Origin of the sequence: Ascidiimonas aurantiaca, from assembly GCF_037646345.1 — a bacterium.
GTDB classification, from domain to species: domain Bacteria; phylum Bacteroidota; class Bacteroidia; order Flavobacteriales; family Flavobacteriaceae; genus Ascidiimonas; species Ascidiimonas aurantiaca.
Window position 1 is genome coordinate 25,470 of the sequence record NZ_JBBEWR010000017.1, and the last position, 15,851, is coordinate 41,320.

Below are 15,851 nucleotides of genomic sequence, written 5' to 3' on the forward strand. Positions count from 1 at the left end.
ATGAAAATAGCTCTTTTAGGATACGGAAAAATGGGAAAGGCCATCGAACAAATAGCTATAAAAAGGGGCCATGAAATTGCACTCATCGTTAATAAAGAAACGAAAGACTTCAGTCTCGAAGCGATAGATGTTGCTATAGATTTCAGTTTACCCGATGCCGCTTTTGAGAATATTACTCAATGCTTTAAACAAAATACCCCCGTCATTTCCGGTACTACCGGATGGCTGGATAAGTATGAACAGGCAGTAGCCTTGTGTAAAAAAATGGGAGGCGCCTTTATTTACGCTTCCAATTTTAGTCTTGGTGTGAATGTTTTTTTTGAACTTAACAATTACCTTGCCCGAATAATGGCACAATTAGAACAGTACAGGGTACATCTCGAAGAAATACATCATACCCAGAAGCTGGATGCACCCAGCGGTACCGCTATTACACTTGCAGAAAGTATTATAAAGCATTCTCCAAACTATACAAACTGGAAATTGCAAGATCCCGCCCAAAATGAAATACCCATAAGTGCCCAAAGAATTCCGGAAGTACCCGGTACTCATACGGTTACTTACGAAAGTACCGTAGATACTATAGAGATAAAGCACATGGCCCATAACAGAGAAGGCTTTGCTTTGGGTGCGGTAGTAGCAGCAGAATGGTTGTTTGGCAAAAAAGGGGTATATACTATGAAAGATGTGTTAAATCTTGGTTAAAAACCCAGGCGGGCGTAACGAATGGTTTAGTTTTAAACTTATAACTTGTTAAAAAAAGATAATCATAAAATATGGAATTAGTTAAGTTTTTTGTGTATCTCATTGCTGTAACCGGAATTATACACGGTGTTATATTCTGGAGAGGATATGTGAAAGCAGGACGGCAGCTTTGGGAAGCCTTTATACCCTTCTACAACATAGTGATCCTCCTCAAAATTATTGAAAGGCCCTGGTGGTGGGTTATTCTTCTCTTTGTTCCCGTTATTGGAAATATAATATCAGTGGTACTGATATATGAATGGCTGCACGTATTTGGCTATCGCAAAAAACGGTACACGTTTTATGCCTACGTTACCGTATTCCTGTTCCTGATATACGTAAATTACGCTTCTTCTACCAAGTATCTTGGAAAAGACAATCAGGCGATCCTGAAATCAGTTAGCGGGTGGACAGGGGCTATCATTTTTGCTGTAGTAGCAGCAACTCTGGTACATAATTATGTTATGCAGCCCTATGTAATCCCTACCCCATCCCTTGAAAAAACCCTTCTGGTAGGTGATTTCCTTTTTGTAAGCAAGTTTCATTACGGTGCACGTCCACCAATGACGCCGGTGGCCCTTCCCATGGTACATGACTCTATTCCTTTAATAGGTACCCGGTCGTATCTCAGCAAACCTCAACTCCCTTATATGAGGATTCCCGGTTTTCAAAAAGTTAAACGAAATGACATCGTTGTGTTTAACTGGCCTACAGACACCGTGCGTTTTTTTAGGGACCGCTCCGGGATTCATGTCCAAAAACCTGTCGATAAAAGATCTAATTATGTAAAAAGATGCGTAGGGATAGCAGGAGACTCTCTGGAGTTAAGAGATGGCTATGTATATATAAACGGAAAAAAGTCTGAACTTCCTGACCGTGCCAAACTTCAATTCTCATATTTTGCAGAAACCGACGGATCCCGTTTTAATGCCAATTATTTGTACACACGATTTGGTGTACGGCCAGGTGATGCCGGCCCCACTTCTTCAAATACGTATTATTTCAGGTCTCTTACCGAAGAAGCCGCCGAGAGGCTTGAGAAGAATCCCAAAGTATCTAAACTTCAAAGAGATATTGTTCCCGAAGGAGAGTATGACAAAGCTATTTTCCCTCATTCTCCCGAATTTCCGTGGAACAATGACAATTTTGGCCCTGTTTATATCCCTGAAGCCGGTAAGACGGTTACCATAAATACACGCGTTTTACCTTTGTACCGCAGGATCATAGAAGAATATGAAGGGAACTCACTGGAAGTAAATGGCAATGAGATACGGATTAATGGTGAAAAAGCTACTTCCTATACCTTTAAACAAGATTATTACTGGATGATGGGTGATAATCGGCACAACTCTGAAGATAGCCGTTTCTGGGGGTTTGTGCCTTTTGACCACGTAGTGGGTAAGCCTGTATTTATTTGGTTTAGCTGGGATAGCTTTGCACAGGGAATTGGCAATAAAATACGGTTTGAGAGACTGTTTACCACCGTGGGAGGCAGTGGGAAACCTGTATCCTATTTTAAGTATTTCATTATAGTACTCATTGCCTGGTTTATTTTTGATTTCTTTCGCAAGAAACGTAAAAAAGCGTAGCTTTTGAAAGTTTTGCTTCATCCCTCTTATTTCCCCTCCATAGCTCACTTTGTAGCTATGGTTCAGGCCAGGCAGGTGGTTCTTGAAGTATGTGATAATTATCAAAAACAAACCTATCGGAACCGTACCTATATATATGGTCCAAACGGTAAGCAGGCACTTACTGTGCCTGTAAAACACGCTAAAAATGCCACCGGACACCAAAAACACAAGAAAGTACAAATAGAAAACAACTTTCACTGGCAGAAACAACACTGGAAAACCCTTCAAACTGCCTACCGTACGTCCCCGTTTTTTGAATTTTATGAAGATGAGCTGGCTCCCTTTTTTCAAAAGGAACATCTTTTTTTGATGGATCTTACCAAAGAGAGTATTCGTCTCATCTGTTCCTGCCTTGATCTCGATTTTTCTTATCAAACCACCACTGCGTATGAAAATACAGTGACGTCTGCAGGGCTCACAGATCTGAGGCACCTTATTGATGCCAAAAGCACACAACCCAAAGACTTTGATCCTTATACACAGGTCTTTGAGACAAAACACGGTTTTCTTGAAAACCTGAGCATATTAGACCTTCTTTTTAATGAAGGGCCTCAGACAGTACTCTATTTAGAGCGCCAAAAGTGTTTGTAAATGATACGCAGCATTATTCATTACGGCTTACATTTTGCTTTTCCGTTTTTAATAAGCTTTCTTTTTTTCAGAGATCGTTTCTTCAAAACAGCTTTGGTACTTTTAGCAGGAATTGTTATTGATATAGATCACATACTGGCTTCTCCCGTGTTTGACCCCAATAGATGTAGTATTAATTACCACCCACTACACTCGTATGAAGCCATATGTATTTATGCTCTGCTTTTCGCTTTTAAAAAAACACGTATTTTAGGATTGGCGCTTCTTATTCATATTTTAGCAGATACCGCAGACTGCCTCATGCTTTTTTATGGTGAGACCAATGTGGCCGCAATGGGAAAATGATCAGAATACACCTGCGAAAAAGTAGTATGTGTGAGCACATCTATTTCAGGATCTGCCAGAATAAAATCAATACGAACTGGAAAGTATTTAAAATTAAATGTACGCCCAAAACCCTTACCGGCCTCCTCAAAAGTATCTTTCATGTCGCCGCGCACCTGCCGATAAATATTGGAATACTGAGTATTGTTAAAATCTCCACATACAATTTTAGGAAAAGGGCATTGTGCGTTGTGCTTTTTAAATAACTCTGCTTGATTTTGTTGTATGGTGAAGGAAAGACCCATTCTCTTGAACATACGTTCGGACTCTTCCTGTGTAACTTCTTTTTCAGGGTTAATACGCAACGACTCGAGATGCAGGTTGTAAACGCGAATGGTGTCATCTTTATTAACGATGTCGGCAAAAATAGCATTATTGCCTGTATTGGGAAACTCCAGAGAGCCTCTGTTTACAATAGGAAACTTAGAAAAAATAGCCTGTCCGGTTTTCTGGTTCTTTGTTTTGTACCTGATATAACGATAGGTATATTGGGAGAACATATCTTCCTTTTCATAATAAAACTCCTGAAGACAGAGAACATCAGGTGATTCTTTTCTGAGAAAATCCAGTATTTTGCCATCTATACCTTTCTCCGGTATCCATTCATAACGATTAAACAAACGTACATTATAACTCATTACTGAAAAAGCTCCGGGGTTTTCCTCAGAAACACTGCTGCCCACCGGTAATCTGTAAAAAGAAAGTATGTGGTTGTACCCTAACACAAGTATCACCAGCGACAGGAATAATTGCTTTTTAAGGCGCAGCAACCAATATATTAAAAACAGGATATTTACGAGAATGAGTATAGGAACTGTTAAACTGAATACCGAAAGGGAAGGAAAGCTTTTAGGAAATACAAAAGGCAGGGCATATGAAAAAAGTAATAGTGTGGCAAACGCTACGTTAACCAAAAAAACAATTTTGTTTAAAAACCCCAGATTTTTCATGTATTAATCTTTCCCTGCCTGAAACAGATAGTCTTTTTCTTCTTTAGACAGACTTTCATAACCACTCTTGCTTATCTTATCCAGAATAGCATCTATTTTTTGTTGATGAATATCTTCGGAGCGCCTTTGCTGAGAATTTGCATAGGGGCGTGCCTCTGTTTTCACTTTTTTTCTGTGCACGGTGCGCAGGGGTTTCTTTTTTGATGGTTTAAACCACCTGCCAAATGAGGCTACTGCATTACCAAACCAGGCACCAATATCTTTACCTTCACCTAGTTTTCTGGCATAAATATATCCCAAAAAAGCTCCTCCCAAATGGGCCAGGTGCCCCCCCGGGTTACTTATGGGGATCTGGATGAGATCTAGCAGAACAAAAAACACCCCTATGTACCATAGCTTTACGTTGAAGAAAATAATACGTACTTCCTGGTTGGGGATATAGGTACATACAAAAATGAGCACAGCCATAACAGCGGCCGAAGCGCCTATAAGGTAGGTATTGGTCTCCAGAAAAACAGGGAAAAGGTTATAACTTATCAGGAAAACCAGCCCGCCGGCCATAGCTCCTAAAAAATATACATTTAAAAACCTGCGGTTACCATAAAGATTTAAAAAGATCCTCCCGGAAAAATACAGGAGAATCATATTGAAGAGCACATGAAAGAATCCTCCGTGAAAAAAAGAATACGTAATCAGTGTCCACGGTTTTACCAGGAATTCCATAAAGTTGGTAGGCAGATGGAACCATTGTGATACTGTGTAATTGGAGAGTTTAAACAAAAACACAATGAGCCCGCTTAGTATATACACCAATGCGTTGATGAAAATTAGCTTTTCGGCAACCGAAAGCATTGCAAACCGATATCTTAAATCATTTCTCACACTCATAGATCCCAACGGTTATTTTTAAACTGGCTCTTTTTCCAGTACCACATCATAATAAATCCAAAAAGGGCACCCCCTACATGCGCAAAATGCGCTATCCCGGACCCGAAAATAGAATATCCTGTTACTCCGGAAAACAGATCTAAACCTATCAATACCGGTATAAAGTACTTAGCTTTGATAGGGAACGGTATAAAAATAAGAAAGAGTTCTGAATTGGGAAACATCATGGCAAATGCTACCAATATACCATATATGGCTCCCGAAGCTCCTACTGCCGGTACATTATACGCTTCATACATAGAAACGAGATCGGCCCGCATATACCTGGTAGGAGTATTTAAAAACTCATTAATAGCAGCGTCTGAAACTCCCGAATTTATAAGTTGCTGATAGCCCTCATTAAAATAATAATAATTTACCCCGGTATGAATAAGTGCTGCCCCTAATCCTGCCGAAAGATAAAAGAAAAGGAACTTGTTACGCCCCCACATTTGTTCGAGCGGAGCACCAAAGGCCCATAAAGCATACATATTGAAAAGAATATGCATAAAACCACCGTGCATAAACATGTGCGAAGCTATTTGCCATAAGGCAAAATTCTCATTTTTGGGAAACCAAAGCGAGAATAATTGATACATGTACTCTCCATAGATCTGAGTGGCTATGAAAAAAAGTATATTTATGATAAGTATGTGCTTTACAGCATCTGTTAATTTAAGCATCTACATAAATTTTTTATCCAGTTCATCTATGGTAATGGTTGTATAAACTGGTTTTTTAAAAGGCGACAAACCCGGTTCTTTACAGGCAAAAAGATTGTTTACTAATGCCTCCTGAGAGGCCTGCTCTAAAAGCTCTCCTGTTTTTACGGCCATTGATTTGCTAAGTGTTTTAGCGAGGGTATCTATCTGGGAAAAACCACCATCAGGTACTTCGTTTTTTAGATCTGTCAATAACCCTTCCAGAATAACAGATACATCACTTTCATTAATATTCGTGGGTATCCCTGTTATTTCAACAGATTCTTCATTTATTATTGAAAAAGCAAAACCGGTATATTCCAGGCTCTGTTTTACTTCTTTTAGCAAGGTCATATCGGTTTTGGAGAACGATACGGTAAGTGGAAAAAGCAACTGTTGGCTCAAGGCTTCTTTTACAGTTATATTTTTAAGGTATTGTTCATACAATACACGTTGATGCGCACGATTTTGATCAATAGCTACTATTCCCGATTTAATGGTAGTGATAATATATTTGCGATGTAACTGAAAGGTGGGTGTTATTTGAACCGATGTAGTACTTTCATCAAACAGGTCTCCCGAGACCTCTTCTGATTCAAATTCTACTGAGCTAAAACCGGATGCTCCTGCTGTATCTGTATTGAGGGTTACATAAAGACTCTCCCAGTTACCTGCTGACTCTTTTTTAAAACTTCTTCCCGAGGGTATGGAAGAGCGCCTTTCTTTACGGTCTTCACCCTCTGCAAAAGGATTAAAATTCCTATCAACCTCTATGGAAGGTACACTGGCCTCTTTATCTTTGTATCTATAAGGCGTATCGAGGTTGGCATCTCTTTCAAAATCAAGTACGGGTGTCACGTTAAACTGCCCCAGGCTATGTTTGACCGTAGCTTTTAAAATAGCATAAATAGTATGCTCATCATCAAATTTAATCTCGGTTTTTGTAGGATGAATGTTAATATCAACTGATTTAGGATCTACCTCCAGGTATAAATAATAGGGCGGATAGTTCTGGTCTTTAATAAGCCCTTCATAAGCTGCCATGAGTGCGTGGTGAAGATACGGGCTTTTAATGAAGCGGTTGTTTACAAAGAAAAATTGCTCACCTCTGCTCTTTCTTGCAAATTGCGGTTTTCCTATAAAGCCTTGTATGGTGACCACTTCGGTTTCTTCATTTACAGGCACCAGTTTTTCATTGGTCTTACTCCCGAAAACATGTACAATACGTTGGCGCAAATTGGAAATAGGGAGATCAAACAGCTCATTTCCGTTATGGTACATTTCAAAATGTGTTGAAGGGTGTGCCAGGGCTACTCTTTGAAATTCATCGATGATATGACGCAACTCTACTGTATCTGATTTTAAAAAATTTCTACGAGCAGGGATGTTAAAAAAAAGGTTTTTTACCGCAACTGAGGTGCCTACCGGTGTTACTACCGGTTCCTGAGCAATTACTTTACTGCCTTCTATTCGCAAGCGTGTACCCAGATCCTGAGAATCTGGTTGCCGGGTATTCATTTCTACATGGGCTATGGCCGCTATGGAAGCCAATGCTTCTCCTCTGAACCCTTTGGTATGTATTTGAAAAAGATCTTCAGCCAAACGTATTTTGGAAGTGGCATGCCTTTCAAAACTAAGCCGGGCATCTGTAACACTCATACCCAAGCCATTATCAATTACCTGTACCAGCGTTTTTCCACCATCTTTTACGATAAGTTTGATAGCGGTAGCGTTGGCATCTATGGCATTCTCAAGCAATTCTTTCACAACTGACGCAGGCCGCTGTACTACCTCTCCTGCGGCAATTTGGTTTGCCACATGGTCGGGTAAAAGCTGAATGATATCTGACATTAAAAAAGTTTGTCTAAGTTAATGTATTTAAGTGCGGCAAGAGCAAACATAAGCAGGAAAGCCAATATGACGTAAAAACGAATACGGCTGTCTTTATCTGCTTTTGAATTTCGGGCAGATTTCCAGTCTTCTCGATAACTCTTTTTACGATACCCTCTAAAATAGTCCTCATCCTGCCTTATATCTTTTTTCTGCATGAGATTTTCCAACCGTTCTTTTCTTTCGTTATAATAACGAGGAGTATAATTAAACGTTTTATTGCCTTGTTGTCTAAAAAGAGTTGGAAGTTTCATGACGCTCTGATATTAATTCAAAATTACTTAAAATAGCAGATATAGCCGTTTTACATGCCTTAAAAAATGTTAACAAAACAGTAATTAAGTAGTTTTTTGAGGTAGGAACTTAAAGGTTTTCCTGTAGCAAAGCTTACTATATCTCTTTATTTGCAAAAATTATCAAAAACAATGCCACGAGCTAATCAGAAGCCTTGTAATACACTTATCAGAGTTATTTTTTGCCTAAAACGGCCATTTTTATGGCTGCGATAGCTGCTTCGGTACCTTTGTTACCATGCTTTCCGCCACTTCTATCAATGGCTTGTTGTAACGTATTATCGGTTAGTACACAGAAAATTACAGGTACTTTTCCTGTAACATTTACGTCTTTAATACCCTGTGCAACGGCCTCACAAACAAAGTCAAAATGGCGGGTTTCTCCCTGTATTACACTTCCAATGGCAATAACGGCATCTGGTTGGTGCTTCTCAATTATTTTTCTACACCCGAAAACGAGTTCAAAACTTCCGGGAACGTCCCACCGGATAATTGTATTTGCTTCGGCTCCACAATCTGTTAAGGTATCTATGGCACCTTTACACAATGCTTCAGTAATATTCGAGTTCCATTCAGATACCACGATCCCAAAACGCAAACCGCGCGCACTGGGAATGGTAGATTTATCGTATGCCGAGAGATTTTTGTTTTCGGTGGCCATTATTTCATGTTTTCCACTTTACCGATATAGGTATCTATACCGTTTGCCTGCGGGCTGGAAGGAAACTCTTCTTTAATACGGGTGAAGTAGGTATGTGCCTTTTTATAATCTGAAAGGCTCATAGCCGTAAGGGCGGCTTTCATTAAATATCTGGGAATCACGAAATCATTTGTTCCTCTTTTAAAAGCCTGCTCGTAATAACTAAGGGCCTCTTCCGGCTGGTTCAGTTGATTAAACGCATCTCCTATACCGCCTTTTGCAATGGGGCCCAGCATAGCATCATCTGAAGAAAACTCTTGAAGGTGCTCAATAGCTTTATCATATTTTCCTGTATTGAGATAAGCCATACCTGCACTGTAATGTGCCAGATTCGCAGCATCGGTACCTCCATAAATATCAATTATATCAAGCAAACCGTATTTGCCTTCTGCCCCGGTAAGTGCCAGGTTGTAAAGAGAATCACTATCTGCCGTATTAAGTGCTTTTTCAAAATATTGCTGTGCGAAGTACAGCTCATTGGAAGCCTCTACTTCTTTAGGTTTTACTATAAATTCATTATATCCCAAATATCCTAGTACACCAACAGCTATAACGGCAATGAAGCCAATAATATATTTTTGGTTTCTGGCTACCCACTCTTCTGTTTTAGAGGCGCTTTCGTCTAGCGTGCTAAATACTTCAGCAGTGGTACTTTCCTTTTGCTCCTGCTGCTCTCTTTCCTGCTTTCCGACGGGTTTATTACCTCTTCTTTTATACGTTGCCATAGTTGTCTGTTTGTGCCCGCAAAAATAAAATATTATTTGAAAAGGAAAAGGCTATTCTTTTGATAAATTTCAATAATTTGCGATAATTTTCATATATAGTTTCTATAAACCGTTTCATCTGTTTTTTCAAGTAATGTTTTTAAAAAAACTCTCACTGGTCAATTATAAAAGCTTTGCTTCAAAATCATTTGATTTTGACAAGAAGATCAACTGTCTGGTGGGAAACAACGGCGTAGGGAAAACAAACATACTGGATGCTATTTATACTCTTTCTTTTGGGAAAAGTTACTTTAATCCTGTTTCCTCACAAAATATCAAACACGGAGAGCCTTTTTATGTGATTGATGGGGCATTTGAAAGGTCCGGACAGGAAGAACGCATTATATGCAGCCTGAAAAAAGGCCAGAAAAAAATAATAAAGCGTAATGGGAAAGCTTATGAAAAGTTATCTGAACATGTAGGTTTTATTCCGGTGGTCATTGTTTCACCGGCCGATCGCGATCTGATTATTGACGGCAGTGAGACCCGCAGGCGTTTTATCGATAGTGTTATTTCACAATCAGACAAAGCGTATCTAAACGATCTGGTGCGCTACCATAAGGTTCTATCGCAACGCAATTCACTTCTCAAGTATTTTGCTTTAAATAATACTTTTGATGCTACTACTCTTGGAGTGTATAATGAGCAGATGGATGCCCTGGGAAACCAGATATATAATACCAGAAAAGCATTTTTAGAGAGTTTTGCACCGGTTTTTCAGGAACGCTACAGCGCTATTTCAGGCGAACATGAAACGGTCTCGGTGTCATATGAAAGTCAGTTAAAGACCGCTCCGTTATCAGAACTTTTAGTACAATCCCTCTCTAAAGACAGGGCTCTGCAATACACCAGTCAGGGTATTCACAAGGACGACCTTCTTTTTACCATTAACGGGTATCCAATAAAAAAGTTTGGCAGCCAGGGACAACAAAAATCGTATCTTATTGCTTTAAAACTTGCGCAGTTTGATTTTGTAAAAGAAAAAGCAGGATTTGCCCCTATCCTTTTGCTCGATGATATTTTTGATAAACTTGATGAAAACCGGGTAGCGCAGATCATTAAACTGGTAGATGATTCAAATTACGGGCAGTTGTTTATAAGTGACACCCATGCAGACCGTACGGAAGCAGTAGTAAAAAAAATACATCAAACCTATACCATATTTCACTTATGAAAAAAGTCTTTGTCATTGCATTGGTAAGCATAATACTTGCCGGATGCCGGAATAACCCAAAGGAGCACATCAGGGAGTTATCAGGCTACTGGGAGATCCAAAAAGTTCAGCTCCCTGACGGCTCTGTAAAAGAATATACCGTGAACACGAATATAGATTATTTTGAACTGCTAAATGACAGTGTGGGCTATCGAAAAAAAATGCAGCCTACACTTACCGGAAACTTCTATACTACAGATGATACTGAAAATTTTAAATTGACCTCAGATGCTGAAAACGGTTTACAGATTCATTATAAAACCCTGTTAGATAAATGGACCGAAACTATAATAAAACTTAACGAGAAAGAACTGGTAGTTGTAAATGCAGCCGGTATTACTTACTATTACCAACGTTTTGAAAAAATTAATATAACTCCATAATGCCCATTAGAAAAAGCGAACATATGTCTCTTGGAGAAGCGCTTCAAAGTTTCATTAAGGAAAACGGCCTTCAAAAAGGCATGGACCAAATTGACGTGAAAGAAGCGTGGAAACAACTTATGGGCAATACGGTTCACAATTATGTAAAGGACCTTACTTTTAGAAATGAAACGCTGTACGTTACACTTACCTCATCGGTATTAAGGGAAGAGTTGAGTTACGGAAAGGAAAAAATTATAAAAATGGTAAACGAAGAACTGGGAAGGGATCTCATCAGGAAAATTGTCTTTTTATAAAATCGTTTTATTTTCAGGAAAATGGAAAACAAAAAGGGAGCGTAATACGCTCCCTGATACTTTTTCTAAAGCTTGACTTTAATATATTTCTCTTCCCGAAAAATGAAAAGCACCTTCAATAGCGGCATTCTCATCACTATCCGAACCATGTACTGCGTTCTCACCAATAGAGGTAGCATATAATTTACGTATAGTACCTTCGGCAGCTTCAGCAGGGTTGGTAGCACCTATCAGGGTCCTAAAATCTTCTACTGCATTTTCTTTCTCAAGAATAGCAGCCACAATAGGGCCTCGTGTCATAAAGGTCACTAATTCACCAAAGAAAGGGCGTTCTTTATGAATTGCATAAAACGCTTCTGCATCTCTTTTGCTTAACTGTGTGTATTTCATAGCTACGATCTTGAAACCGGCAGATGTTATTTTTTCAAGTATTGCACCGATATGTCCGTTTTCAACAGCATCCGGCTTGATCATGGTAAATGTTCTGTTTGTTGCCATTAGTCTTTTAAAATTTGCGCAAAAGTAAGGCTTTTACTGATAAAAACAAGGGTTAATAGTGCTGCTTTAACGACTGCTGTAATACTCCGTTGTCACCCCGCATTTCCATAACCACTTCACCACTCTCATAATAAAAGCGCAATAAGCCATACGAAATCTGGTTAACCAATGCCCCCACACGGTACTTGTTAGGTTCTCCTTTATTATTGGTTGCCGCATGAGTAAGCCCGCTGGAAGTAAAATCGATAAAAGGATATTTTTTCTTTTTTAAAGGCATTTTTGAAAAATCAGATATATGTCTGTCCCCAGACAGAGCTATTACACCTTTGGCGTCACTGTTCTCAATAATCCTCATAAGCTTATCCACTTCGTGTGGAAAATTACCCCAGGTTTCATAACCATGCTCATGAGAAAGCACTTGTACACTACTTACAATGATATTGAAATCTGCTTTAGATGATTGTAATACTTGCTCTAACCATTCCCACTGTGCCTTACCCAGCAAGGTCCCTTTCCCATAAGCATTGGGTTTATAGCGTTTTTTTGTTTCGTTATCCTCGGTAAGGGGAGTCCTAAAATAGCGGGTATCCAATACAATAAGCCGAAGGCTTCCGTTTGTATGCTTAAAATCTTTATGGTAATATACACCTTCCCGGGTTCTTCGAATATCATTTTCAGGTACTTCTAAAAAGTCCAGAAGTTCTTTTTGGCTTTCCTTTTTAGCATGAAATTCTACACCTCCATCATTCAGTCCGTAATCATGATCATCCCAGGTACCGTGAATTGCTACGGTTTCAGTAAGTTTTTTGTAATTTTCAACTGCCTTTTGCGCATCGTAATGTGCTTTCATTTTTTGCATATTGTCTGTATCTGCATACACATTGTCACCTCCCCATATCCAAATATCCGGGTTTTGCGACAAAATATCATCCCATAAGAGGTTAGGTACCTCAGCCTTATTGCAAGATCCAAAAGCGATGGTAAAATCTGCTGTGGTTTTAGGTGTTTTTTCAGAGGTTTTGATTTCTCCTTTCTTTTGGGAACCGCATGAAACCAGGAGATAGAGGGCTCCATATAAAAAATACTTCATTCTTTTAAGTTTTCGGTAAATGTAGCGATTCCTACATTAATTCTATATTATAAAATTGTATCTTAGCCGCCTATGAAAATGAATGATTCAGACATCCTGAAAAAGGAGCTGGAAACCCCCAGAAAAATAGTTATTGTTCCTCATAGAAATCCAGATGGGGATGCTGTTGGTTCTTCTCTGGCATTATGGCATTTCTTTACCAATTCCGGACATAAGGCGACGGTAGTAAGCCCAAACGACTATCCTGATTTTTTGAAGTGGGTACCGGGTGAAGAAACCATTGTTAAATTTGACAGTAATAAACAAAAAGCTACAGAGCTTCTTACAGAGGCCCATTATATCTTTACCGTAGATTTTAATTCTTTCTCGCGGATTGAAGAGATGAAACCGGTACTTGAAAACTGCGATGCAACTTTTGTGATGATAGATCACCATCAGCAGCCAGACAGCTATGCAAAATTTATGTATTCTGACACCTCTATGAGTTCTACCTGTGAAATGGTATTTAACTTTTTAGAAGAATGGGGGGCGTTGCCATTAATAGAAGAGAACATTGCTACCTGCCTTTACATGGGTATTATGACCGATACCGGTTCCTTCAGGTTTCCTTCTACCACAAGCACCACACACCGGGTCATTGCAACGCTTATTGATAAAGGAGCACGTAATGCCTATATACACAATCAGGTGTATGATACCAATTCTGTTAATAAATTGCAACTATTAGGGTGTGCGCTCAGCAACCTTATATTTCTGGAGAATTACAGAACGGTGTTTATTACGCTTTCCAGCCGTGAACTGGAACAACATCAATTTAAAAAAGGAGATACCGAGGGCTTTGTAAACTACGGCCTATCCCTTAAAAATATTGTTTTCTCTGTAATTTTCATTGAAAATGCAGAAGAAGGATATATAAAGATCTCTCTTCGCTCCAAAGGAAGTTTTGATGTGAATGAATTTGCCAGAAAGCATTTTAACGGAGGGGGGCATGTTAATGCAGCCGGAGGACGAAGTGACCTCCCTATCAAACAGACTACAGACTATTTTAAAAGCATATTGCCTGAATATGTAACCAAATTACACAATTCATGAAAAAAAAGGTTATCCTGCTTCTTACGATCATTTGTTTCGTTTCCTGTAAAGAACCCGAACCCAGACATCCTGTCTCTTCAAGATCCGGAACCTTTTTTAAAGAATCTGTAGAACGCAATAAACAATTACTGGCATTTGAAGAAAACCTCATCAAAAAATACATGGATGCCCATCCGGAGCATACCTATCATAATTCATCAAACGGGTACTGGTACTATTACAATAGTCAGGTAACTGAAGCTACCCATACTCCTGTAGAGAACGACATAGTAAAAATAACTTATGATATTAGAACATTTAACCAAGACACCTTATACACCCATCAGGAAATAGGTGAAATTGTGTTTAAAATTGATAAAGAAGCACTCTTTCCGGGATTGCGAACGGGTGTAAAGCTTATGAAAGAAGGAGAAACTGTTACTTTTTTATTACCTTCTGCCATGGGATATGGATATCATGGTGACGAAAATAAAATAGGCACTAATTTTCCGCTCATTTCTACAGTAACATTACATGAAATTATCGATCGTTATAAAGACAGTATAAACTAAACTAATTTAACTATTACTAATATTATGAAAAACCTCAAGTTTTTAGCATTTATTGGCTTGCTTTTTATAGTCTTGGGCTGCGGAAACAAAGACTACAAAGTATTGGGAGAAGGAGTTTTTGCAGATATCCAGACCAACAAAGGAGATATTATTGTAAAGCTGACCTATAAAGAAACGCCCGTAACTGTAGCAAATTTTATAACCCTTGCAGAAGGAACCAATGCTTATGTGGCAGATAGCCTCAAGAAAGTGAAATACTATAACGGTGTCACGTTTCACAGAGTTATTAAAGACTTCATGATTCAGGGAGGCGATCGTGCCGGTAATGGCAGGGGAAATCCCGGGTACCGGTTTGAAGATGAAATAGTTGACAGCCTTACTCACGATAAACCCGGAATACTCTCTATGGCAAATGCCGGACCCAACACCAACGGAAGTCAGTTCTTTATTACCCATGCTCCTACTCCTCATCTTAACGGAAGGCATACAGTGTTTGGTGAAGTAGTGAAAGGTATGGAAGTGGTAGATTCTATAGCCAATGTAGAAACAGGGAACGCAGACAGACCGATAGAAAAAGTGACTATTGACAATGTAGTTTGTATTCAGAATGGAAAGGATGCAAAGGCTTTTGACGCTCCGGAAATACTCAAATCTTATTTTGACGGAGTAGCCAAAAGAGAAGAAAAAGCTAAAAAAGCGATTGACGATTTACTCGCTGAAGTGAAAAACCAGAAAGAACAGGCAAAAGAATTGCCCAGTGGCTTAAAGATGTATTACTTTAAAAAGGGAGAAGGAGAAAAGCCTGTAAATGGTCAGTTTGTTGCTGTAAATTATGCAGGGTTCCTGGAAAAAGATGGTACTTTGTTTGATACCAGTTGGGAAGAGGTAGCGAAAAGGTATAATAAGTATCAGGAATTTGCTAAAATGCGCAGAGGTAACTTTGAGCCCGCAAAGATGCTTTATGGACCGGAATCACCTCTTGTTGCCGGTTTTAAAGAAGGGCTTTCTGAAATGCGGGTAGGTGATAAAGTCCGTATATTTATTCCATCACACCTGGGCTACGGCCCCAGTGGCTATGGCCCCATCCCTCCGTCAGCCAATCTTTTCTTCGATATTGAGATACTGGAAATTATAAGTACTAAATAACAAATAA

The 15,851-nt window shown here is 39.2% G+C and carries 19 protein-coding genes; 10 read left to right on the plus strand and 9 right to left on the minus strand.

Annotated features, from left to right (window positions below; all coding sequences use genetic code 11):
- From dapB to WAO84_RS15485, 4 genes are all read left to right on the plus strand, one after another.
- Entirely contained in the window at positions 1 to 705 is a 705-nt protein-coding gene (dapB, locus tag WAO84_RS15470) for a 4-hydroxy-tetrahydrodipicolinate reductase (protein WP_340066942.1), read from the plus strand.
- Between the two features lie 71 nt (positions 706 to 776).
- Positions 777 to 2,333 (plus strand): signal peptidase I, encoded by a 1,557-nt coding sequence (gene lepB, locus WAO84_RS15475; protein ID WP_340066943.1) that lies wholly within the window; start codon positions 777 to 779, stop codon positions 2,331 to 2,333.
- Between the two features lie 3 nt (positions 2,334 to 2,336).
- Complete coding sequence (locus tag WAO84_RS15480; RefSeq protein ID WP_340066945.1) at positions 2,337 to 2,966, plus strand: WbqC family protein; 630 nt, start codon at positions 2,337 to 2,339, stop codon at positions 2,964 to 2,966.
- Complete coding sequence (locus WAO84_RS15485) at positions 2,967 to 3,311, plus strand: DUF6122 family protein (RefSeq protein WP_340066946.1); 345 nt, start codon at positions 2,967 to 2,969, stop codon at positions 3,309 to 3,311.
- Here WAO84_RS15485 and WAO84_RS15490 read toward each other — a convergent pair.
- From WAO84_RS15490 to WAO84_RS15520, 7 genes are all read right to left on the minus strand, one after another.
- A complete protein-coding gene (locus WAO84_RS15490; protein ID WP_340066947.1) occupies positions 3,275 to 4,300 on the minus strand; it encodes an endonuclease/exonuclease/phosphatase family protein in 1,026 nt (341 codons plus the stop codon). The two genes, WAO84_RS15485 and WAO84_RS15490, sit on opposite strands and share 37 nt — an antisense overlap.
- A 3-nt stretch (positions 4,301 to 4,303) precedes the next feature.
- On the minus strand, positions 4,304 to 5,188 hold the full coding sequence (locus WAO84_RS15495; protein ID WP_340066948.1) for a rhomboid family intramembrane serine protease: 885 nt from the start codon (positions 5,186 to 5,188) through the stop codon (positions 4,304 to 4,306).
- On the minus strand, positions 5,185 to 5,910 hold the full coding sequence (locus tag WAO84_RS15500) for a rhomboid family intramembrane serine protease (RefSeq protein ID WP_340066949.1): 726 nt from the start codon (positions 5,908 to 5,910) through the stop codon (positions 5,185 to 5,187). The genes WAO84_RS15495 and WAO84_RS15500 overlap by 4 nt, the downstream gene beginning before the upstream one ends.
- The gene (mutL, locus tag WAO84_RS15505; protein WP_340066950.1) at positions 5,911 to 7,779 is read right to left on the minus strand and encodes a DNA mismatch repair endonuclease MutL; all 1,869 of its coding nucleotides are present in this window, start codon (positions 7,777 to 7,779) and stop codon (positions 5,911 to 5,913) included. It lies immediately after the preceding gene.
- Positions 7,779 to 8,072: a hypothetical protein gene (locus tag WAO84_RS15510; RefSeq protein WP_340066951.1), complete on the minus strand. Its 294-nt coding sequence runs from the start codon at positions 8,070 to 8,072 to the stop codon at positions 7,779 to 7,781. The genes mutL and WAO84_RS15510 overlap by 1 nt, the downstream gene beginning before the upstream one ends.
- Before the next feature lie 214 nt (positions 8,073 to 8,286).
- A complete protein-coding gene (gene ribH, locus WAO84_RS15515; RefSeq protein ID WP_340066953.1) occupies positions 8,287 to 8,772 on the minus strand; it encodes a 6,7-dimethyl-8-ribityllumazine synthase in 486 nt (161 codons plus the stop codon).
- Positions 8,772 to 9,536, minus strand: a complete 765-nt coding sequence (locus WAO84_RS15520) for a tetratricopeptide repeat protein (RefSeq protein ID WP_340066954.1) — start codon at positions 9,534 to 9,536, stop codon at positions 8,772 to 8,774. The genes ribH and WAO84_RS15520 overlap by 1 nt, the downstream gene beginning before the upstream one ends.
- A gap of 133 nt (positions 9,537 to 9,669) precedes the next feature.
- Here WAO84_RS15520 and recF point away from each other — a divergent pair, with 133 nt between their 5' ends.
- From recF to WAO84_RS15535, 3 genes are read left to right on the plus strand one after another with little or no spacing between them, the layout of a single operon-like run.
- Positions 9,670 to 10,749, plus strand: a complete 1,080-nt coding sequence (recF, locus tag WAO84_RS15525; RefSeq protein ID WP_340066956.1) for a DNA replication/repair protein RecF — start codon at positions 9,670 to 9,672, stop codon at positions 10,747 to 10,749.
- A complete protein-coding gene (locus WAO84_RS15530; protein ID WP_340066957.1) occupies positions 10,746 to 11,171 on the plus strand; it encodes a hypothetical protein in 426 nt (141 codons plus the stop codon). Before recF ends, WAO84_RS15530 begins: the two co-directional genes overlap by 4 nt.
- Positions 11,171 to 11,467: a DciA family protein gene (locus WAO84_RS15535; protein ID WP_340066958.1), complete on the plus strand. Its 297-nt coding sequence runs from the start codon at positions 11,171 to 11,173 to the stop codon at positions 11,465 to 11,467. Before WAO84_RS15530 ends, WAO84_RS15535 begins: the two co-directional genes overlap by 1 nt.
- 78 nt (positions 11,468 to 11,545) lie before the next feature.
- Here WAO84_RS15535 and WAO84_RS15540 read toward each other — a convergent pair whose 3' ends face one another.
- Positions 11,546 to 11,965, minus strand: coding sequence for a nucleoside-diphosphate kinase (locus WAO84_RS15540; RefSeq protein WP_340066959.1), 420 nt, complete (start codon positions 11,963 to 11,965; stop codon positions 11,546 to 11,548).
- Positions 11,966 to 12,017: 52 nt separating this feature from the next.
- On the minus strand, positions 12,018 to 13,055 hold the full coding sequence (locus tag WAO84_RS15545; RefSeq protein ID WP_340066961.1) for an alkaline phosphatase D family protein: 1,038 nt from the start codon (positions 13,053 to 13,055) through the stop codon (positions 12,018 to 12,020).
- Positions 13,056 to 13,127: 72 nt separating this feature from the next.
- On the opposite strand from WAO84_RS15545, the gene WAO84_RS15550 reads away from it, so the two are divergent.
- The 3 genes from WAO84_RS15550 to WAO84_RS15560 are packed head-to-tail and all read left to right on the plus strand — an operon-like array spanning position 13,128 to position 15,844.
- Positions 13,128 to 14,147 carry a DHH family phosphoesterase gene (locus tag WAO84_RS15550; protein ID WP_340066962.1) on the plus strand — a complete coding sequence of 340 codons (1,020 nt, stop codon included), beginning with the start codon at positions 13,128 to 13,130 and terminating at the stop codon, positions 14,145 to 14,147.
- Positions 14,144 to 14,698, plus strand: coding sequence for a gliding motility-associated peptidyl-prolyl isomerase GldI (gldI, locus tag WAO84_RS15555; protein WP_340066963.1), 555 nt, complete (start codon positions 14,144 to 14,146; stop codon positions 14,696 to 14,698). Before WAO84_RS15550 ends, gldI begins: the two co-directional genes overlap by 4 nt.
- Positions 14,699 to 14,722: 24 nt before the next feature.
- Positions 14,723 to 15,844, plus strand: a complete 1,122-nt coding sequence (locus tag WAO84_RS15560; RefSeq protein ID WP_340066964.1) for a peptidylprolyl isomerase — start codon at positions 14,723 to 14,725, stop codon at positions 15,842 to 15,844.
- Positions 15,845 to 15,851 lie beyond the last annotated feature (7 nt).